Below are 18875 nucleotides of genomic sequence, written 5' to 3'. Positions count from 1 at the left end.
AAGACACGTGGAGCGACCTCATGTGGCCGTCACCTTCCGATCAGGTGATGTGCAGCACAGCATCCAGAATCCGCAGTAAACCACTCGACTTTGAACCCTGCCGGCGAGTAAAATGGCAGGGCAAGTAGGAATCATTCTCAAGAAGGATTCCCCACCCCGCACGACCCACCCCCCACACCCGCCCCGGGCGTGCCAAGGAGACCCATGACCGAACACAGCGCCCCCCACCAGCTCGAGATCCGCAACCTGCACGCCACCGTCGGCGACATGGAGATCCTCAAGGGCATTGACCTGATCGTCCCCAGGGGCGAACTGCACGCCGTCATGGGTCCGAACGGCAACGGCAAGAGCACCCTCGCCAAGGTCATCGTCGGCGACCCCGAGTACACCGTCACCCAGGGCGAGGTGCTCGTCGACGGCGTGAACATCCTCGAGATGGAACCCGACGAGCGGGCCCGCCTGGGCGTCTTCCTGGCCTTCCAGTACCCCGTCGAGATCCCCGGCGTCACCATCGCCAACTTCCTGCGCCTCGCCATGCAGGCCCGCAAGGCCGAGGGCGAGGAAGTGAGCTTCACCGAGTTCTACGGCAAGCTCCAGAGTGCCCTCAAGACCCTGGAATGGGACGAGAGCATCGTCGAACGCTACCTGAACGCCGGCTTCAGCGGCGGCGAGAAGAAGCGCAACGAGATCCTCCAGATGCTGATGCTCGACCCCAACTACATCATCATGGACGAGACCGACTCGGGCCTCGACGTCGACGCGCTGAAGATCGTCGCCAAGGGCGTGAACTCCATGCGCGGCGAGAACCTCGGCGGCCTGATCATCACCCACTACCAGCGCCTGCTCGACTACATCGTGCCCGACAAGGTGCACATCATCCTCAACGGCAAGGTCGTCCAGAGCGGCGGCCCTGAGCTGGCGAAGAAGATGGACACCGAAGGCTACGACTGGGTCAAGGAACTGGCGACGGCGTAACCACGCAGAGGGCCGAGAGCAGAGGGCAGAGCGCAGCCCGAAGCTGAAGCGACCGCCCGCATGGCCCCCTGCACTCTGCCCTGAGCCCTCTGCACTCCGAAGGAGCCCCACATGACCATCAATCCTGAAGTCAATGACATCAACGCCGGCTACGAGTACGGCTGGAGCAACCCCGAACGCTACGCCGTGAAGGCCCCCAAGGGCCTGCGCCGCGACGTGGTCGAGATGATCAGCAAGGCCAAGGACGAACCCCAGTGGATGCTGGACTTCCGCCTCAAGGCGCTGGACATCTTCCTGAGCAAGCCCATGCCTACGTGGGGCGCTGACCTGAGCGGCCTGGATCTGGACGAGATCTACTACTACATCAAGCCCGAGGGCGCGAACGCCCGCTCGTGGGACGACGTGCCGGACGACGTGAAACAGACCTTCGAGCGCCTGGGTATCCCCGAGGCCGAACGCGCCGCGCTGGCCGGTGTCGGTGCCCAGTACGAATCCGAGATGGTGTACCACAACCTCAAGGAGGAGTGGGAGAAGCTCGGCGTGGTCTTCCTGAGCATCGAGGACGGCCTCAAGGAGTACCCGGAGCTGTTCCGCGAGCACTTCGCCACGATCATCCCGCCCGAGGACAACAAGTTCGCGGCCATCAACTCCGCCGTGTGGTCGGGCGGCTCCTTCGTGTACGTGCCCAAGGGCGTTAAGGTGGACATCCCCCTCCAGACGTACTTCCGCATCAACGCCGAGAGCAGCGGCCAGTTCGAACGCACCCTGATCATCATCGACGAGGGCGCGCAGGCCCACTACATCGAGGGCTGCACCGCCCCCGCGTACTCCAGCGACTCCTTCCACTCCGGCGTGATCGAGATCGTCGTGAAGGAAGGCGCACGCTTCCGCTACAGCACCATCCAGAACTGGAGCCACAACGTCTACAACCTCGTGACCCAGCGCGCTGCCGTGTACGGCAACGGCGTCATGGAATGGGTGGACGGCAACCTGGGCAGCAAGGTCACCATGAAGTACCCCGCGTGCTACCTGCTCGAAGAGGGCGCGCGCGGCGAAGTCCTGAGCATCGCCATGGCCGGGCGCGGCCAGCACCAGGACGCCGGCGCGAAGATCGTGCACTTCGCCCCGCACACCAGCGGCACCATCGTGTCCAAGAGCATCAGCAAGGACTCGGGCCGCTCCTCCTACCGTGGCCTCGTCAAGATCTACGAGGGCGCGAAGGGTTCCAAGACCAACGTGGAATGCGACGCCCTGCTCCTCGACGACGAGGCCCGCACCGACACCTACCCTTACATCGAGATCGAGGAAAAGGACGCCAGCGTCGGCCACGAGGCGACCGTGTCCAAGATCAACGACGACCAGATCCTGTACCTCCAGAGCCGCGGCCTGAGCGAGGACGAGGCCGCCGGCCTGATCGTGCGCGGCTTCATTGAGCCGATCGCCAAGGAACTGCCGCTGGAGTACGCCGTGGAACTGAACCGGCTGATCGAGCTGGAAATGGAAGGCAGCGTCGGTTGAGGTAAGAGTGAAGGACTCGGATAAAGCGATGCTGGATCAAGCCGTCAAGGCCGCTGCCGCCTGCATTATTGACTATATCGACAACGATATTGATTCGCTGGTGCGGACTCCAGAGATGAGCCGCTTTCCGAGATCCGTAGCTTTACGATCATGCATCCTGACGCCGATTGCGTTTGCAGATTTTGAGGCGAACCGGACTCCTGAACATCCATCCATAACTGGAGACCCGATTTACCAAGCTGCATTCGAGTACGCCAATTCCTTCCGGCAAAGATGGGGCTCGAACCCGTTTGGCCGGATTGCGGGAGAAGCACAGGCGATGCAACAGCATCTAGAGAAGATGGCGAATCTATGATCTCCCCCGCCACCTCCCCCCATTACATCTGGGCTGACGTCTGTGACGGCTGGAAGCTCGTGGACACGCCGGGCCTGAATGTCATTCAGGAGCGGATGCCCACGGGCACGCAGGAAGTCCGGCATCAGCACTCGCGGGTGCGGCAGTTCTTCTACGTGCTGCGCGGCGAGTTGACGCTCGACGTGGACGGCGCGGCGCAGGTCATCCCGGCCGGAAGCGGTCTGGAAGTCCAGCCGGGGCAGGTGCACCAGGCCCGGAACGAGAGCGGGGCGGACGTGGAGTTCCTCGTCATCAGCGACGGGATTTCACGGGACGACCGGGTGGAGGTGACGGGATGACGACCAGGGAAGAGGCCAAAGCGAAACTCGACGCCCTGAGCGAGACCGAGTTCCAGCAGGTCGTGGATTTTCTGGACGCCCAGCAGCGCCGGCACCACGCGCAGGCGGACGAACTGGCGCGTCTGCTGGACGTGCTCGCCGAACCGCTGCCGGGGGCAGAGCAGGATGAACTCCTGCGCGATCTGGAACACCGTCCGTGGCGGAGCGGGACGGCGGAGGACAGGTCTTGACGCTGTACTGCCTCGACACCAACGTGATCAGTGCGGTCATGGCCGGCGATCAGGCGGTGATCAAGCGTTGGGTCGGGGCAACCAGGGAAGGGCACGGCGTGTCGTTGAGCGCCGTGACGTACTACGAGGTCAAGCGTGGGCTGGATCTGCCGCGTCTGGCCCGGAAATACGCGGCGTTCCAGGGCATCGTGGCGCAGAGCCAGATCCTGATTCCGAACCTGCCCACGTACGACGTCGCGGCGCAGATCTATCAGGATCTGAAGGTCAGCGGCACGCCGATTGAGGACGCCGACATCCTGATCGCCGCGACGGCCCTGGCGTTCGGGGCGACCCTCGTGACAAGGAACATCAAACACATGCAGCGCATCACTGGCCTGAGCCTCGAGAGCTGGCATGCCGAAAAGGAGCAACAATGACCCAATTCAACGATCAACTCGCGTTACAGGCCGGCCCGGAGTGGCTGACGAGCAAGCGGCAGGCGGGGCTGGAGCTGTTCAGCACGCTGGACATTCCCACGGAGTCCGTGGAGGCGTGGAAGTACACGCGCGTGGACGTGGACTTCACGAAGCTGCGCCCGCACGGCAAGCGCGACGTGGTGTCCGACGTGTCGGCGCTCCCCCAGAGCGTGCAGGATCGCCTGACGGGCACCGACGTGGGCGCGTTTCTCGTGCTGGACGGCCCGGACGTGGTGTACCGCACCGAGCTTCCGGCGGAACTGACCGCCAGGGGCGTGATCTTCACCGACCTGAAGACGGCGGTGGAGCAGCACGCCGACAAGGTGCAGCAGTACCTGTACTCGGTGGTGCCGGCCGAGGTGCCGGACGACACGACGATCGCCGCGCCGGGCACGACGCCCAGCAAGTCGCCGGATCCCAGCGAGGGCAAGTTCTCGGCGCTGGCGGCGGCGCTGTGGACGAACGGGGCGTTCGTGTACGTGCCGCGTGGCGTCGAGGTGGAGCTGCCGCTGGGCAGCTTCCGCGTGATGAGCGAGGCGGGGACGTACACCGCGACCCGCACCCTGGTCGTGGCCGAGGAGAACGCGCAGGTGACGTTCATCGACGAGCAGGACAGCGAGGAACTGCCCGAGACCTACGCGATCGGCGCGGTGGAACTCGTCGTGAAGGACGGGGCGCGCGTGCGGTACGTCAGCATCCAGAACTGGGGCAAGGGGGTGACGCACATCCAGCGCCAGCGCGGCGACGTGGGCCGCGACGCCACCCTGAACTCGCTGGTCGTGACGATGGGCGGCACACTCTCGCGCACCGAGATGCAGAGCTACCTGCGCGGGCAGGGCAGCGACAGCGAGATGCTGGCCCTGTACTTCGCCAACGAGGATCAGCACTTCGACCACTACACGTTGCAGCACCACGCCGCCGCCAACGCGCACAGCGACCTGCTGTACAAGGGCGTCAGCGACGACCGCAGCGTGGGCGTGTTCAGCGGCATGATCAAGGTGGATCTGGGCGCGCAGAAGACCGACGCGTACCAGAAGCACCGCACCCTGATGCTGAGCAGCGAGGCCCGCAACTTCAGCGTGCCGCAGCTGGAGATCAACGCGAACGACGTGCGCTGCTCGCACGGCAGCACGACCGGCCCCGTCGATCAGGAGGCGCTGTTCTTCCTGCGCTCGCGCGGCATCCGCCGGGAACTCGCCGAGAAGATGCTCGTCACGGCATTCCTGGAGGACGTGCTCACCCGTGTGCCCCTCAAGAGCGTCGTGGAATACATCGAGGGCATCATCGCCAAGAAGGTCGGCGCGGCGTAAGGCGCGAGGCAGCCCCGCAGAGCGGTCAGTCCCGGGTAGGCTGGCCGCTCTTCGTTGTCCCGCTCACTTTGAAGAAGGCTCATGAACACGACGTTCAGCGTGCTCCCAGCGTCGTCGCAGGAGCGCACTCCAGCATGAGGGCAACGCCGTACCCACCATGGGAACCCGGCCAGGAGGACGCCACATGACGAGCTATGCACAGGAAGTCGAGGTCAGGACAGACGGCAGCAGGGCGCAGGGCACGCCAGCAGTGGGCTACGGGACGCCGGACAAGACGTCTCCGCTGGGGCCGATCCAGTTCGAGCGGCGCGAGCCCGGCCCAACCGACGTGAGCATCGAGATCCTGTACTGCGGGGTGTGTCACTCCGACCTGCATCAGGTGCGCGACGAGTGGAACAACACCGTGTGGCCGTGTATCCCCGGGCACGAGATCGTGGGCCGTGTCACGGCGGTCGGTGCGGAGGTCACGCGCTTCCAGGTGGGCGACCTGGCGGGCGTGGGCTGCATGGTCGACAGCTGCCAGGAGTGCGAGTCCTGCAAGGCCGGCGAGGAACAGTACTGCCAGAACGGTTTCCTCGCCACGTATAACGGCCCCTTCAAGGCCGACGGCAGCAACACCTTCGGCGGGTACTCCGACCACATCGTCGTGACCGAGCAGTTCGTGCTGCGGATTCCCGAGAACCTCGACCTCAAGGCCGTCGCGCCGATCCTGTGCGCGGGCGTGACCACGTACTCGCCCATGAAGCACTGGAAGGTCGGGAAGGGTACGAAGGTCGGCGTGGTGGCGCTGGGCGGCCTGGGCCACATGGCCGTGCAGATCGCCGCAGCGCTGGGCGCAGAGGTCACCGTGTTTACCACCCGCGAGGACAAGATGGCCGATGCCCGCACGCTCGGCGCGAAGGCGGTGGTGCTCTCGACCGACGAGGACGCCATGAAGGCACTGAAGGGCACGCTGGAGTTCATCATCGACACCATCCCCACCAGGCATGACGTCAATCCCTACCTCCAGACGCTGGCGCACGACGGGCAGCTGGTGCTGGTGGGCGCGCTGGAGCCGCTGGAACCGGCCAACAACATGTACATGGCGACCCAGCGCCTGGGGATGTCCGGCTCGCTGATCGGCAGCCTCGCCGAGACGCAGGAGGTGCTCGACCTGTGCGGCCAGCACGGCATCGTGGCGCAGGCCGAGATGATCGACATCCAGGACATCAACAAGACCTTCGAGCGCATGATGAACGAGGAGATCCACTACCGCGCCGTCATCGACATGGCGTCCATCACGCGCGAGCAGCGGGCGTAAGACCCACGGGCCGCAGCGGTCAGTCCCGGTGGGCTGGCCGCCCTTCGTTGCGGCTGTCACTTTGAAAAAGGCTCATGAACACGGCCTTGAGCGTCATATCAGCCGACTGACGAAAACGATTTCCACACTGTGGGGCAGCCCGAGATCCGGGTGGCCGACGCCCGCGCGGTTCGCCGCCATCACCCCACAGGAGTTCCCATGTCCGACGACCACACCCCGCCCTCCCCTACGGACACCCCCGACACGTCCACCCGCCGCCGCGTGCTCGGCAAGATCGGCACCGGGCTGGCCGCCACCTTCGCCTCCCCGGCCCTGGCGTTGCAGGGCGGCGCGGTCACGCCCAGCGTGAGCACGCGGCAGCCCGCGCAGTCCATCAAGCGCGACCCCCTGACGCAGTACCCGCGCCCGCCCTTCCCGAAACAGACGCAGCCGTGGCCCGGCCTGGCGAGCAAGATGACGCCCGTGCCCGATCACGGCGAGAAGACCTACCAGGGCAGTGGTCGCCTGACCGGCCGCAAGGCCCTGATCACCGGCGGGGACTCGGGCATCGGCCGCGCCGTCGCCATCGCCTACGCGCGGGAGGGCGCAGACGTCGCCATCAACTACCTGCCCGCCGAGGAGAGCGACGCGCAGGAGGTCGTCGCGCTGATCCGGGCGGCCGGACGCAAGGCCGTCGCCATTCCCGGCGACCTCCGCAGCGAGGCGTTCTGCCAGTCGCTCGTCGCGCAGGCGGTGCGGGAACTCGGCGGGCTGGACATCGTGGTGAGCAACGCCGCCCGGCAGCACCAGGTGCCGTCCATCCTCGACCTGACCACCGAACTGTTCGACTGGACGATGAAGACGAACCTGTACGCCATGTTCTGGATCGTGAAGGCTGCCATCCCGCACTTCCAGCCGGGCGCGTGCATCATCGTCACGGCCAGCGAGCAGGCGTACGATCCCTCGCCGAACCTGCTGGACTACGCGCAGACGAAGGCCGCGCAGGTCGCGTTCACGAAGCTGCTGTCCAAGCAGCTCATCCCCCGCGGGATCCGCGTGAACGCCGTCGCGCCCGGCCCCATCTGGACGCCCCTGCAACCCAGCGGCGGCCAGGATCCCGCCAAGCTCCCGCAGTTCGGCGCGAGCACCCCCATGGGCCGCGCCGGGCAGCCGGCCGAACTCGCCGCCGCGTACGTCACGCTGGCGTCGCAGGAGAGCAGCTACGCCACGGGACAGGTCTATGGCGTGAACGGCGGCAACGCCCTGCCCTGAGCCGGCACATCGAGCGCAGAGCGGTCAGTCCTGCGGGGCTGGCCGTTTTACAGTGACAGGCATGACCCAGGCAGCGTGGCGCGTCGTGTTTCCCGCCGATTACTTCACCGCCCGGCAGCCGGACGAGGCGTTCGCGGATCAGGCGGAGATGTTCGCCGCCCTCGGCTGGGGCGTGTCCACGTTCGCCTTCGACGCGGATCGCCGCTTCCGTCCCGCGCTGGAGCCCGGAGAGACGGTGCTGTACCGGGGCTGGATGCTCACCGGAGATGCTTACAGCGAAGTTGACGAGGCCGTCACCGCTGCCGGCGCGACCCTCGCCACATCTCCTTCGGCATATCTGGCAGCGCACCACATCCCCAACTGGGTTCCGCTGCTGGAGGCGCTGACGCCGGAGACGGTGTGCTTCAGCGACCTGACCGGCCTGGAAGGTCAGCTGGCCGGTCTGGGGTGGGACGCGTTCTTCGTCAAGGATTACGTGAAGTCCCTGAAGACCGGGGACGGCAGCGTCATCACCCGCCCGGAGCAGATCGGGGAACTCATGTCACGCATGGAGCAGTTCCGGGGGCAGATCGAGGGCGGCGTGTGCGTGCGCCGGTTCGAGGCCCTGGAGCCCGGCACCGAGACGCGGTACTTCGTGCGGGACGGTCACGCCTTCGCGGCGGATGGGCGCGCCCTACCGGACATCGTGCTGACGGTCGCCGGGCGCATCTCCTCACCGTTCTTCTCGGTGGATGTGGCCCGGCGTGCGGATGGCATGTGGCGCGTCGTGGAGATCGGGGACGGTCAGGTGTCGGATCTGGTCGGATGGACGGCGGAACAGTTCAGCGCCGTGTGGGCCGACGCGCAGCCCGCTTAACGCCTACAGTTCAATCTCGCCGTCGTCCTCGCCCCACCAGTTCACGCGCTTGGCCTTCACCTCGATCATGGTCAGGCCGGGCGTGTCCAGGCCCTCCTTGAACCACTGCTCCAGTTCCCTGTGCCAGTGCTCCGCCATGGCGCCTTTGTCGTCCTTCAGGGTCGCCTCGCCCTGCACGGCCACGAACAGGAAGCCCTTCTCCGCGCGGAAGTTCAGCTGCACGTGCTTGTTCTTCTCGATGTCCTTCGCGGTGCGGGAATCGGCCCACGTGAAGAAGTAGCTGGTGCCGTCGTACTCGACTTCACCGTTGTTGCTCATGGGGCGGGATGCCAGGTGGCCGTAGCTGGTCACGGTGGTCATCATGCACAGGTCGAGGCCGCGCATCTTTTTCGCCAGGGTCGCCAGGGATTTACTTGCCATGCCCGATGGTAGGCAGCCGGGGCCGGCGCTGGTGCTGGCGCGGCTTCACGCAGCGGTGACGAGATGCGGAGCCGGCCTTCACCCTCGCCGCTTTGCGTGCGTGCCTTCAGACGCCGCCGCCCCGGCAGGGTATGACAGAGGGCATGCGCCTCAACCACCTGAACCTCAGCGTCACCGACGTGGCCGCGTGCGTCGAACTGTTCGAGACGTATTTCGGCTTCACCCGCTCGGACATGCCCGTGAACGAGCACATGGCCTTCCTGCACGACGAGAGCGGCTTCCTGCTGTCCATGTTCCGCGCGAAGACGGTGGAGTACCCCAAGTCCTTCCACATCGGCTTCCTGCAGGACACGCCCGAGCAGGTGCACGCCATCCGCGCGCGGCTGCTGGAGGGCGGGTACGCCGTGCCGGAGCCCCAGCAGAACCACGGACGGCTGACCTTCTACTTCGACGCGCCGGGCGGCTTCGTGGTGGAGGTCGAGTCGTTCCTGGGCTGAACGCCCGGCGTGTTCAGCCGGTGCAGGGGATGACCTGGGGCAGCACGACCGCCCGGCTGGCGATGACCTCGCCGGAGGCCGAGAAGACCTGGTAGGCCAGGGTGACGTTCTCGCCGATCAGGTCGGGGCTGCACCGATCGCCGGCGTTGAACTGGAAGTACGTGTTGTCCGGGGCGACCGGGAAGAAGAAGCCCTGGAGCGACCGGGAACGGGTCGTCAGCGTGGCCCGCGACGCGCTGGCCGCGACCTCCGGGGTCAGTTGGTCAGTCTGTACGTAGACCGTGTAGCGCCGGTACGGGGACGTGTTGAGCGCGGTGGCCGACGCTTCAGGCCGATCGAAGTTCACCGTCACCGCATTGGCCACGGGGAGCCGAGCGCAGGATGCCGCCAGGGCCGCGAACAGCACGGAAAGAACGATCCGATTCATACCCAACCTCCTGTCCTCCTCGGCCGGGCCACGCTGACGTGAGGATTCGAGACCAGGGTAGACCGGCGGCAGCGGACGCGGTGCGTCACATCAGCAGCCGGAGAGGCCCGGAGCGTCACGCAGGCAGCGTTCCCGCTTCCACCGCACCCGCCACGACCTCCTGCGCCAGCGTCCACAGCGCCGGGAAGTCCCGCAGGGCGTGTTCCTTCAGCGCCAGCACGCGCGTGGCGGTCAGGTCAGGTTCCCGCTCCGCGCAGCCCATGCCTCCCGCACCCCACGTCAGGAGCAGGGGCTGGAGGGCATCGAGCGCGCGGGCAAAGCGCGCCTCGGGGGTAGCGCGGGCCACGAACTCGGCGTGCAGGGCGTGGACGTCGGCCCGCTGGGGCTCCGGCAGCAGGCCGAACAGCGTGTGCGCGGCCTCATCCTCAGCCTGCGCCTGCGAGGCGTGCTCAGCCGGGGGCGCGGCGAAGTGCAGGTCACCCGCGTGGATCTCCACGAGGTCGTGCACGAGCAGCAGGCGGATCACGTGGTTCACGTCCGTGCCGGGGGGCGCGTGCTCCGCGAGCGTCACGGCCATCAGGGCGAGGTGCCAGGAGTGCTCGGCGCTGTTCTCCGCGCGGGTGCCGTCGTGCAGGAAGGTCGTGCGGGTCACGGCCTTCAGGCGGTCGCATGCGAGCAGGAAGGCCACCTGATCGGCCAGCGCGGTCATTCCGCGGGTTCCTGCGTCCACGCGGGCACCCCCGCGATCCGGGCGCGGGCGGCGTCGGGATCGGTGGCCTCTGGGCGGCAGGTGTCCCACTCCCGGCCGCCCGCGTACGCGCCGATCACGAGCAGGTCGGCGCTGCTGCCGTCGTTGCGGTGCCCGGTGCCGGCGGGCAGGAGCAGCACGTCGCCCTCCCCCACCGCGAGTTGCGGGCCGCCCTCGCCGCCCAGCGTGACCGTGGCGTGCCCGCGCGCGACCACCAGCACCTCGTGCGCGGTCGAGTGGTAGTGGTGGAAGGGGTAGATGCCGTTGCGCCACGCCTTTGTCCAGTCGCGCGCGGCGAGGTGCGCCTCGATCTCTCTGGGAGTCCTGCCCTTCAGGGCAGCGCGGTAGACGCGCACGGGGAGGGCGTTGTTCGGCACGCGGCCGGTCAAGGGCAGGGGCAGCAGATCGGCGGGCATGGCCCAGGCTACGGCCCTGGCCGGATGGCCGGGGGCACAGAACCTCCCCCTATGCTGGAGGCGGGAGGGCACGCGAATGATGACGAAATCGCGCATGGAAGCATTCAGCGACGGAGTCCTGGCCATCATCATCACCATCATGGTGCTGGAACTGCACGTCCCGGAGGGCCACGGGTGGTCGGAACTGGGCGCGCTGTGGCCGAAGGTGGCGGCGTATGTGATCAGCTTCGTGTACGTGGGCATCTACTGGAACAACCACCACCACCTGATGCACACCGTGCGGCGCGTGACCGGCGGGATCCTGTGGGCGAACCTGCACCTGCTGTTCTGGCTGTCGCTGTTCCCGTTCGTGTCCGGGTGGGCCGGCGAGTCGCACTTCGCGCGGGAACCCATGACCGCGTACGGCGTGGTCGCGCTGATGGCCGCGCTCGCGTACACCATTCTGGTGCGCACGATCATCGGCGCGGGCGAGCAGAACCACCTGCTCGCCGACGCCATCGGCACCGACGCGAAGGGGAACTTCTCGCTCGTCGCGTACGTGGTCGCCATCATGGCCCCACTGCTGGGCGCGTGGGGCGTATGGGCGTCCGGCGTGGCCCTGGTCGCCGTGGCGCTCGTGTGGCTCATCCCGGATCGCCGCATCGAGCGCGTGCTGGACGCCACCCCGCACCCCTGAACGGCCGGGGGCCGGGCGGGAGGTGAGCCGCGGCACAGCCGACCGACGCACCCGCAGGCGGAAGCAGCGCCCACACGGCTCCCGCCCGTGAGACGGGGCCTTCACCCCGTCCGGCGGCCGCTGTGCTACCGGCGGGTCCATCCTCCGCGGCGCCGGGCCCCCGTCCGGCGCGGCGGGTGAACGCGGCGTGGCGCCGGGCTGAGGTGCATGAATCCTTCTTCCGGGTGACGCGAGACATGGAGACAGGCCGGGTTCAGCGTTCCCACGCCGGACGCACAGACGCGGCCCATAGGGTGGGACAGGTCGGCGGGCCACGACGATGTGCGGCCCGCTGCCGAACCCACCCCGCACCCGTGGGGTGGCCGTGGGCCGCCCGGAGGGGCGTGCTCCCCCGAACTCTCCCGCTGGCCGGTGCCCCGCACCCGCCCCACCCGGCCGGACGGCGCGTGGCTGACCACACGCGGCGCCGTCCTGGCCGCCCCACCTGGAGGACGATGATGAATCGCTCCCTGCTGTCCATCCGCACCCTGACCCTGAGCGCCCTGCTGGGCACCGCCGCCCTGGGCGCAGCCCACGCACAGACCACCGAGCCCCCCGCGCTGGGCCTGCCGCCCGTGACCGCCCCCACCCAGACGCCTCCGGTGGAGACGCCACCTGCCGAGACGCCCCCCGCCGAGACGCCGCCGACAGCCCCGCTGCCCCCGGAGACCCCGCCGGCAGACATGGTTGCCCCGCCATCAGCTCCGGCCACCGGGCCCGCACCGGCGACGGACACCCCCCCGGACGCGAATCCCGCCCCGGCCGAAGCGGCGCCGGTCGACTCCACCACCCAGCCCCCGGCGGCCCCGATGGTCACCGCCACCACGACTGCCCTGCCGCAGCTCCAGGGCGAACAGGTGCTCCGGACGGCACCGACCGTGCTGGGTCAGGCCGTGATCTACGCGGGCACCATCGAGGACGCCCTGGCGCGCACCGTGGACGCCATGAAGGCCGACGGCTTCACCGAGGCGACGACGGGTGCGGACTCGGCCAGCAGCGCGGATACCGCGGCACAGACGGCCACCCTGCAGAAGGCCGGCGAGACCGTGGACGTCCGGGTGACCCAGACCCTGGGCCTGACGGTTGTGGCCGTGGCCCGTGACCTCGCGGCCAGCGCACAGACGGCGACCCCCGGAACCACCGTCCCTGCCGGTGAGACGACGCCGCCGGACACGGCCACGCCGGCGGAGGACGCCGCGCCAGCTGACGACACTGTGCCAGCTGACGACACGGCTCCCACCGAAGACACCCCTATCCCCACGCCGCCCGCGGAGGACACGCCGCCGGCTCCGGGCACCGGTGAGCCGGATCCCGTGGCTCCACCCGCCGACGCCGTGCCCGTGCCCCCCGTGGAGCCGCCCCCCAGCCAGCCCTGACCACGGACACCTGCTCACAGCGGCCGGCCCCACCATGGGGCCGGCCGCTGTGGCTGGCACGGATTCCTTGAGCGTCTCCTCATCTTGCAGACTCCATGAAGGGGTGTGTGTAGGAAGAAATCCCGTCCTGTAGGGCAGCAGTGCTTCTTCTGCCCTGCTTTGTGTCGTGGGCGGGATTCTCCATTCATTCGAGATCGCCGTGTTCCATACCGGATATGGAACAGGTCTCGAAGTCCGGCACGCCCCCGCCGCCTCCCCCCCGCCGGACGCCGGCCCGCGCCGCTGCGCCTACGGTGGGCGCGCGTCGTCCCTTCCCGTGGGGATGGCTGTTCGTGCCGCTCCTGCTGGGCGGCGCGGGCTTCGTCGGGTACCGGCTGGGCACCGCGGACAGCGGGAGCACCACGTCCCGCGCGGGCGGCTCCTTCGGCGCGGGACAGGGCGGTTCAGGATCAGGCAGCGCAGGATCGAGTGGAGCCGGACGGAGCGGGGCCGCGCAGGCCGGGGCGGGCCAGGGAAGTGCGGCGCGCGGTGCCGGCGCTGGCGCGGGCGGCGCGGCGTCGGGAAGCTCGACCGGGACGGGAACGCGGTCGGCGGGCCAGGCCGCGGGCGCCGGGGCGACGGGGGCTGGCCGCGGCGTGGCGACGTCCTCGGTGGTGACGCCCGTGCAGGTCACGGCGGCCACGTCCGGCACGCTGAGCACGTCGCGCACGCTGACGGGCACGGTCGCGGCGGCGCAGAGCACGACGGTCACGGCCCGCACGTCGGGCACCGTGACGGGGGTGGGCGTGGCCGTGGGCGGGTCGGTGACGGCCGGGCAGACGGTCGTGACGCTCAGCAACGCCGACCTGAACGCCGCGGTGCAGAACGCGCAGAACGCGCTGGACTCGGCGCGGGTGCAGCTGCGCGGGCAGCAGGCGAGCACGGTCGGCGGGCGGGCCGGGTTGCAGGCGCAGGTCACGGCGGCGCAGCTCGCGCTGACGAACGCGCAGGCGACGCTCCAGGCGCAGCAGGCGCTGCTGGCGGTGGGCGCGGTGGCCCGGAGCGAGGTCGCGGCGCAGCAGGCGGCGGTGGCGTCGGCCCAGACGACCCTCACGACCGCCCGCGCGAACCTCGCGGAGAACGAGCGTTCCGGCGCGCAGGGCGTGACGGAGGCGGAGCTGAGCGTGCAGAGGGCGCAGCTCGCGCTGACGCAGGCGCAGGCGGCGGCGGCCGCGGCGCGCGTGACCGCGCCGTTCGCGGGGCAGGTCACGGCGCTGAACGTCGCGCCGGGCGAGTACGTCACCGCGAACGGCGAGGCCTTCACGCTGGTGAGCCGCGAGCGGCAGGTGAACGTGAACGTCCCCGCGACCGAGGCGACCACCCTGACGCCCGGCACCGTCCTGAGCTTCACGAGCGGGGCCGTGAAGTACCCCCTGAAAGTCGCGCAGAATCCGGGCGCGCCCACGAACGGCAGCGTGCTGCTGGTCGCGCGCTTCACCGGCGACACGCTGCCGGCGCTCGGCGCGGTCGGCTCGGTGGTGTACACGGCGAAGGTCGCGACCGGCGTCGTGATCCCCAGCACGGCCCTGCAGGCCGACGGTGATCAGACATACGTGTTCACGGTCTCGGGCGGCACCGCCACGCTGAACAGGGTGACGGTGCTCGGGCAGGCGGGCACGCAGTCCGCCGTGAGCGGCATCCCGTCGGGCGCGCAGGTGGTCACGCAGCCGCCCACGGGTCTGCTGGACGGCGGGGGCGTAAGTACGGGTGACGCGGCGGCCAGAGGCAGCACCAGCCCGGCGGGCGGCCCGCCTCCCGGGGGCCAGCCGTGATCCGCAAGGTGGGGAAGGGCATGTTCTCCGGCGTGAACCCGGTCGTGGGCTTCTCGGTCACGCGCTACGTGCTGTCCATCGGCATCTTCATCGGGGTGGTCGTGTTCGGGTTCATCTCCACGCGCTCGCTGGGCGTGGATCTGCTGCCCAGCACCACCATTCCCGTCGTGACGGTCAGCACGTCGTACTCCGGGGCGAGCCCGGTCACGGTGGACGACTCGGTCACGCAGGTGATCGAGAGCGCGCTCGCGCAGGTGCCGGACGTCACGACCATCAGCAGTTCCAGCAACACGGGCTCCAGCCGCGTCACCCTGCAGCTCGCGGACGGCACCGACCAGAACGCCGCCGCGAACCAGGTGGCGTCGCTGGTGTCCGGCGCGTCCCGGCAGCTCCCGAGCGGGGCGGGGTCGCCGTCGGTGCGCACCTTCAACCCGAACGCCTCGGCCATCCTGGAGTTCGGCGTGTCCGGCGGCACGGCCAGCCTCGCGGACGTGTACGACTACGTCGAGACGCAGCTCGTGCCGACACTCCAGCGCGTGGACGGCGTGGCCGACGTGACCCTCAGCGGCGGGTCGCAGCGGCGGATCGAGGTGCAGCTGAACCCCGACCGCCTGAGCGCGTACGGCCTGACGCCGCAGTCGGTGTCGGGCGCGATCTCGGGCAGCAACGTCAGTTCGTCCATCGGGACGATCACGCGCGACGGGAACTCGACGACGTACACCACGAACGCGCGGCTGACCAGCGTGACGGACATCGGGAACGTCCTGCTCGACGCGGGCCGGGGCGTGCGGGTGTCGGACGTGGCGACGGTGCGCGACAGCAGCACGGCGAGCAGCGTGACGCGCGTGAACGGCCTGCCGGTCGTGCTGGTGTCCATCCAGCAGAGTTCCGGCAGCAACGCGGTCGCCGTCGTGGACGGCGTGAAGGCCCTGATCTCCGGCACGACGCTCCCCGCCGGGTACGCGGTCACGTTCAGCAACGACACGACCGGCCCGATCCGCGCCAGCATCGAATCGACCACGCACGAGCTGTGGATCACGGCGCTGGTCGTCGCGGTGGTCGCGCTGCTGTTCCTGGGCCGCCTGAACACGGCGTTCACGGTGATCGCCGCGATTCCCATCTCGCTGGCCGCCGCGCCCATCCTGTACGGCCTGCTGGGCTTCACCTTCAACCAGGTGTCGCTGCTCGCCCTGATCGTCGCCATCGGCATCGTCGTGGACGACTCGATCGTGGTCGCGGAGAACGTCGAGCGCTACCGGGCCCTGGGCCTGGGGCGCGTGCAGGCCGTCCTGAAGGGCGCGTCGGAGGTGTTCAGCGCGGTCGCGGCGGCCTCGCTGTCGCTGCTGGCCGTGCTGATCCCCGTGAGCTTCATGGGCGGCATCGTCGGCGAGTACGTGCGGCAGTTCGCGCTGGGCCTCGCGGCGGCGGTGCTGATGTCGTGGCTGGAGGCGCTGCTGTTCCTGACGGTGCGCATGGCGTACACGCCGGACGCCGCGCCGCTGGGGTGGCGCGACGTGCCGCGCGTGCTGGCCCGCGGGCCCGCGGCCGTGCGCTTCGGCCTGACCGCCCCGCGCACGTGGTGGTTCTGGGCGCTGGCCGTGGCCGCGGGCGCGCTGATCTGGACGCAGGGGCCGGGGCGCGCGTGGCTGCTCGCCCTGGTGCTGCTCCCCGTCGCCCTGATGGCCGGGCGGTACGTGTGGGGCGTGCTCCTCGCGGTGGCCGAGGCGCTGACCACGACCCTGCACGGCGTGACCGACCGCGGCGTGTCCGCCGTGCGGGACGCCTACGCCCGCAGCCTGGACGGCGCGCTGCACGCCAGCGTGGGGGTGCTGGTGGTGGCCGCGGCCTTCCTGGCCCTGACCGTGTGGCTGGTCGTGCCGCGCCTGACCTTCACATTCACGCCCGCGACCGATTCGGGCACCCTGCGCGCCGGGCTGCGGCTCCCCAGCGGGCTGTCACTGGCCAAGCGCAACGAGCTGAGCAGCCGCCTGGAGTCGTACTTCCTGGCGCAGCCGGCTGTGCAGAGCGTGCAGGCGAACGTCTCCACGAACAGCACCAACCTGAACATCACCCTGAAGGACAAGCACGAGCGGCCCTCCACCGCCGCCCTGACCGCCACGTACCAGCAGGCGCTGCGCACCCTGTTCGCCGACCAGCCGGACGTGCGCGCCAACCTGTTCAGCGGCGGCGGCTTCCGCGGGCAGGGCAACAGCCAGACCGTCACGCTGGTCGCCAGCAACTTCGACCTCCTCAAGACCCGCGCCGCCACGGCCGTCGCCGCCCTGGAGGCCGACAGCGGCGTCCTGAGCGCCAGCAGCAGCCTGGACAACACCACCCTGGAAAACCAGTTCGTGCCGAACGCCGCCCTGCTCGCCAACGCCGGCCTGAGCGCCAGCACCGTCGCCGGGGCGCTCGGCACCTACGGCAGCGGCAGCAGCGGCGGCACCGTGGAACTCGGCGGCGTCACGTACCCCATCTCGGTGGAACTCGACCCGACCGTGCTGCGCGACGACCAGTCGCTGCTCTCGCTGCCGGTGTACTCGGGCACGCTGGGCACGTCCGTGCCGGTCGGGCAGCTCGGCAGCATCGTGCAGGCGAGCGCCCCCACCAGCCTTCAGCGCACCAACCGCCTGTACTCGCTCACCCTGACCGTCGAGCCCGATCCCTCCAGCACGCTGAGCAGCACGCAGCAGCAGGAGCGTTACACGTCGGTGCTCACGCAGGCGGGCGTGATCGACAACCTCGTCACGGTCGGGAGGGCCGACCGCAACAGCGCCTTCGCGCTCGGCGCGCAGCTCGGCTCCATCGGCCTGCAGGCCTTCGGGCTGTCCATGCTGCTCGTGTACCTCGTGATGGGCGCGCAGTTCAACTCGTTCCGCTACCCGCTGTACCTGCTGCTCCCGGTGCCCTTCGCGGTGGCCGGCGCGTACTGGACGATGTTCCTCACCGGCAGCACCCTCGACATCTTCGGCGTCCTGGGCTTCCTGCTGCTGATCGGCCTGTCCGCCAAGAACGCCATCCTGTACCTGGAGTTCGTGGTCGAGCAGATGCAGACCCTTCCCCTGAGGGACGCGCTGATCGAGGCGTCGCGCCTGCGCTTCCGGCCCATCGTCATGACGACCCTCACGGTGCTCGTGATCAGCATTCCCCTGCTGCTGAACTCCGGCAGCGGCAGCGAGTTCGGCCGCAGCCTCTCGATCGTCATCGTGGGCGGCATCAGCGTGAGCGCCCTGATGACCTTCTACGTCGTGCCCGCCGCGTTCTACCTCTTCGAGCGGGGCCGCGCCGCGAGGGCCCAGCCGCGCGCCCGTCTGACCCACATCCGCCGCGCGCCCCAGGCGTTCTCGATCCGGGGTGTCCAGGCCGGCGACTGAGGCACACACAGACGACGCCCTCCCGCGCGATGGGGAGGGCGTCTCCATGTGGCACCTCTACATGATCCGGGTCTGTGCGCCGCCCTCGTACGCCGTGATGGTCAGATCGGTCGCGCCCATCGCGTGCGCCGCCGCGACCGCCTCGCCCACGCCCGGCAGCGCGAGGTGCGCCTGCATGTCGGCCATGGAATCCCAGTGCTCGGTGATCACGAAGTGGCCGGGCTGCTCCAGATCCTCGGAGACGACGTACAGCGTGCAGCCCGCGTCCTGGCGACTGGCCTGCGCGACCTGCCGCAGCAGGGTTCGGGCCCCCTCGGCGTGCTCGGGGGGCGTGGACAGGGTGCCGTGGGAGATGATCATGGGTGGAACCTCCGGGGAACTGGATGGTGGGGCGACTGCACCATACGCCCGATCCAGCCCGCTCACAGCAGCATTCAGAGGCCGTGAGCAATACCCTCATGACCTCTGGATCGAGCAGGGCGAGCCCCTGACAGGGCGGCGGT

20 protein-coding genes are annotated in these 18875 nt (G+C 69.2%); 15 read left to right on the top strand and 5 right to left on the bottom strand.

Annotated features, from left to right (window positions below):
* Nucleotides 1–204: 204 nt before the first annotated feature.
* From sufC to U2P90_RS02575, 10 genes are all read left to right on the top strand, one after another.
* The gene (sufC, locus tag U2P90_RS02620) at nt 205–975 is read left to right on the top strand and encodes a Fe-S cluster assembly ATPase SufC (RefSeq protein ID WP_322473677.1); all 771 of its coding nucleotides are present in this window, start codon (nt 205–207) and stop codon (nt 973–975) included.
* A gap of 111 nt (nt 976–1086) precedes the next feature.
* On the top strand, nt 1087–2493 hold the full coding sequence (gene sufB / locus U2P90_RS02615; RefSeq protein ID WP_295823144.1) for a Fe-S cluster assembly protein SufB: 1407 nt from the start codon (nt 1087–1089) through the stop codon (nt 2491–2493).
* A gap of 7 nt (nt 2494–2500) precedes the next feature.
* Nucleotides 2501–2848 carry a hypothetical protein gene (locus U2P90_RS02610; protein ID WP_322473676.1) on the top strand — a complete coding sequence of 116 codons (348 nt, stop codon included), beginning with the start codon at nt 2501–2503 and terminating at the stop codon, nt 2846–2848.
* Complete coding sequence (locus U2P90_RS02605) at nt 2845–3186, top strand: cupin domain-containing protein (RefSeq protein ID WP_322473675.1); 342 nt, start codon at nt 2845–2847, stop codon at nt 3184–3186. Before U2P90_RS02610 ends, U2P90_RS02605 begins: the two co-directional genes overlap by 4 nt.
* On the top strand, nt 3183–3416 hold the full coding sequence (locus U2P90_RS02600) for a hypothetical protein (protein ID WP_322473674.1): 234 nt from the start codon (nt 3183–3185) through the stop codon (nt 3414–3416). Before U2P90_RS02605 ends, U2P90_RS02600 begins: the two co-directional genes overlap by 4 nt.
* Nucleotides 3413–3832, top strand: coding sequence for a PIN domain-containing protein (locus U2P90_RS02595; protein ID WP_295823140.1), 420 nt, complete (start codon nt 3413–3415; stop codon nt 3830–3832). Before U2P90_RS02600 ends, U2P90_RS02595 begins: the two co-directional genes overlap by 4 nt.
* Entirely contained in the window at nt 3829–5181 is a 1353-nt protein-coding gene (gene sufD / locus U2P90_RS02590; protein ID WP_322473673.1) for a Fe-S cluster assembly protein SufD, read from the top strand. The genes U2P90_RS02595 and sufD overlap by 4 nt, the downstream gene beginning before the upstream one ends.
* Nucleotides 5182–5365: 184 nt before the next feature.
* Nucleotides 5366–6481 carry an NAD(P)-dependent alcohol dehydrogenase gene (locus U2P90_RS02585; protein WP_322473672.1) on the top strand — a complete coding sequence of 372 codons (1116 nt, stop codon included), beginning with the start codon at nt 5366–5368 and terminating at the stop codon, nt 6479–6481.
* 198 nt (nt 6482–6679) lie between these two features.
* Nucleotides 6680–7732, top strand: a complete 1053-nt coding sequence (locus U2P90_RS02580) for an SDR family oxidoreductase (protein ID WP_322473671.1) — start codon at nt 6680–6682, stop codon at nt 7730–7732.
* 61 nt (nt 7733–7793) lie between these two features.
* Nucleotides 7794–8588 carry an ATP-grasp domain-containing protein gene (locus U2P90_RS02575; RefSeq protein ID WP_322473670.1) on the top strand — a complete coding sequence of 265 codons (795 nt, stop codon included), beginning with the start codon at nt 7794–7796 and terminating at the stop codon, nt 8586–8588.
* 3 nt (nt 8589–8591) lie between these two features.
* Here U2P90_RS02575 and U2P90_RS02570 read toward each other — a convergent pair whose 3' ends face one another.
* The gene (locus tag U2P90_RS02570) at nt 8592–9008 is read right to left on the bottom strand and encodes a pyridoxamine 5'-phosphate oxidase family protein (RefSeq protein ID WP_322473669.1); all 417 of its coding nucleotides are present in this window, start codon (nt 9006–9008) and stop codon (nt 8592–8594) included.
* Nucleotides 9009–9151: 143 nt separating this feature from the next.
* Here U2P90_RS02570 and U2P90_RS02565 point away from each other — a divergent pair, with 143 nt between their 5' ends.
* The gene (locus U2P90_RS02565) at nt 9152–9505 is read left to right on the top strand and encodes a VOC family protein (RefSeq protein WP_295820870.1); all 354 of its coding nucleotides are present in this window, start codon (nt 9152–9154) and stop codon (nt 9503–9505) included.
* A 13-nt stretch (nt 9506–9518) separates the two neighbouring features.
* Here the strand turns inward: U2P90_RS02565 and U2P90_RS02560 are convergent, their stop codons facing one another.
* From U2P90_RS02560 to U2P90_RS02550, 3 genes are all read right to left on the bottom strand, one after another.
* The gene (locus tag U2P90_RS02560; RefSeq protein ID WP_322473668.1) at nt 9519–9932 is read right to left on the bottom strand and encodes a hypothetical protein; all 414 of its coding nucleotides are present in this window, start codon (nt 9930–9932) and stop codon (nt 9519–9521) included.
* A 115-nt stretch (nt 9933–10047) separates the two neighbouring features.
* A complete protein-coding gene (locus U2P90_RS02555) occupies nt 10048–10641 on the bottom strand; it encodes an HD domain-containing protein (protein WP_322473667.1) in 594 nt (197 codons plus the stop codon).
* Nucleotides 10638–11096 (bottom strand): cupin domain-containing protein, encoded by a 459-nt coding sequence (locus U2P90_RS02550; protein WP_322473666.1) that lies wholly within the window; start codon nt 11094–11096, stop codon nt 10638–10640. Before U2P90_RS02550 ends, U2P90_RS02555 begins: the two co-directional genes overlap by 4 nt.
* 79 nt (nt 11097–11175) lie before the next feature.
* Between U2P90_RS02550 and U2P90_RS02545 the strand changes: the two genes are divergently transcribed.
* The 4 genes from U2P90_RS02545 to U2P90_RS02530 all read left to right on the top strand — a co-directional run bounded on the left by U2P90_RS02545 (nt 11176) and on the right by U2P90_RS02530 (nt 18372).
* Complete coding sequence (locus U2P90_RS02545) at nt 11176–11772, top strand: TMEM175 family protein (protein ID WP_322473665.1); 597 nt, start codon at nt 11176–11178, stop codon at nt 11770–11772.
* 497 nt (nt 11773–12269) lie between these two features.
* Nucleotides 12270–13187: a hypothetical protein gene (locus U2P90_RS02540; RefSeq protein ID WP_322473664.1), complete on the top strand. Its 918-nt coding sequence runs from the start codon at nt 12270–12272 to the stop codon at nt 13185–13187.
* Between the two features lie 215 nt (nt 13188–13402).
* The gene (locus U2P90_RS02535; RefSeq protein ID WP_322473663.1) at nt 13403–14998 is read left to right on the top strand and encodes an efflux RND transporter periplasmic adaptor subunit; all 1596 of its coding nucleotides are present in this window, start codon (nt 13403–13405) and stop codon (nt 14996–14998) included.
* Nucleotides 14995–18372: an efflux RND transporter permease subunit gene (locus tag U2P90_RS02530; protein WP_322473662.1), complete on the top strand. Its 3378-nt coding sequence runs from the start codon at nt 14995–14997 to the stop codon at nt 18370–18372. The genes U2P90_RS02535 and U2P90_RS02530 overlap by 4 nt, the downstream gene beginning before the upstream one ends.
* Before the next feature lie 57 nt (nt 18373–18429).
* Here U2P90_RS02530 and U2P90_RS02525 read toward each other — a convergent pair whose 3' ends face one another.
* On the bottom strand, nt 18430–18732 hold the full coding sequence (locus tag U2P90_RS02525) for a putative quinol monooxygenase (RefSeq protein WP_322473661.1): 303 nt from the start codon (nt 18730–18732) through the stop codon (nt 18430–18432).
* Between the last annotated feature and the right edge of the window lie 143 nt (nt 18733–18875).

This window comes from Deinococcus sp. AB2017081 (assembly GCF_034440735.1).
Classification (GTDB): Bacteria; Deinococcota; Deinococci; order Deinococcales; family Deinococcaceae; genus Deinococcus; species Deinococcus rufus.
This window is presented reverse-complemented; position numbering and strand designations above follow the sequence as displayed.

Coding starts and splice junctions, on each gene's coding strand:
- sufC (WP_322473677.1), top strand. CDS start 205: ATGACCGAACACAGCGCCCCCCACCAGCTCGAGATCCGCAACCTGCAC.
- U2P90_RS02575 (WP_322473670.1), top strand. CDS start 7,794: ATGACCCAGGCAGCGTGGCGCGTCGTGTTTCCCGCCGATTACTTCACC.
- sufB (WP_295823144.1), top strand. CDS start 1,087: ATGACCATCAATCCTGAAGTCAATGACATCAACGCCGGCTACGAGTAC.
- U2P90_RS02555 (WP_322473667.1), bottom strand. CDS start 10,641: ATGACCGCGCTGGCCGATCAGGTGGCCTTCCTGCTCGCATGCGACCGC.
- U2P90_RS02525 (WP_322473661.1), bottom strand. CDS start 18,732: ATGATCATCTCCCACGGCACCCTGTCCACGCCCCCCGAGCACGCCGAG.
- U2P90_RS02565 (WP_295820870.1), top strand. CDS start 9,152: ATGCGCCTCAACCACCTGAACCTCAGCGTCACCGACGTGGCCGCGTGC.
- sufD (WP_322473673.1), top strand. CDS start 3,829: ATGACCCAATTCAACGATCAACTCGCGTTACAGGCCGGCCCGGAGTGG.
- U2P90_RS02585 (WP_322473672.1), top strand. CDS start 5,366: ATGACGAGCTATGCACAGGAAGTCGAGGTCAGGACAGACGGCAGCAGG.
- U2P90_RS02535 (WP_322473663.1), top strand. CDS start 13,403: ATGGAACAGGTCTCGAAGTCCGGCACGCCCCCGCCGCCTCCCCCCCGC.
- U2P90_RS02550 (WP_322473666.1), bottom strand. CDS start 11,096: ATGCCCGCCGATCTGCTGCCCCTGCCCTTGACCGGCCGCGTGCCGAAC.
- U2P90_RS02570 (WP_322473669.1), bottom strand. CDS start 9,008: ATGGCAAGTAAATCCCTGGCGACCCTGGCGAAAAAGATGCGCGGCCTC.
- U2P90_RS02560 (WP_322473668.1), bottom strand. CDS start 9,932: ATGAATCGGATCGTTCTTTCCGTGCTGTTCGCGGCCCTGGCGGCATCC.
- U2P90_RS02605 (WP_322473675.1), top strand. CDS start 2,845: ATGATCTCCCCCGCCACCTCCCCCCATTACATCTGGGCTGACGTCTGT.
- U2P90_RS02545 (WP_322473665.1), top strand. CDS start 11,176: ATGACGAAATCGCGCATGGAAGCATTCAGCGACGGAGTCCTGGCCATC.
- U2P90_RS02580 (WP_322473671.1), top strand. CDS start 6,680: ATGTCCGACGACCACACCCCGCCCTCCCCTACGGACACCCCCGACACG.
- U2P90_RS02600 (WP_322473674.1), top strand. CDS start 3,183: ATGACGACCAGGGAAGAGGCCAAAGCGAAACTCGACGCCCTGAGCGAG.
- U2P90_RS02540 (WP_322473664.1), top strand. CDS start 12,270: ATGAATCGCTCCCTGCTGTCCATCCGCACCCTGACCCTGAGCGCCCTG.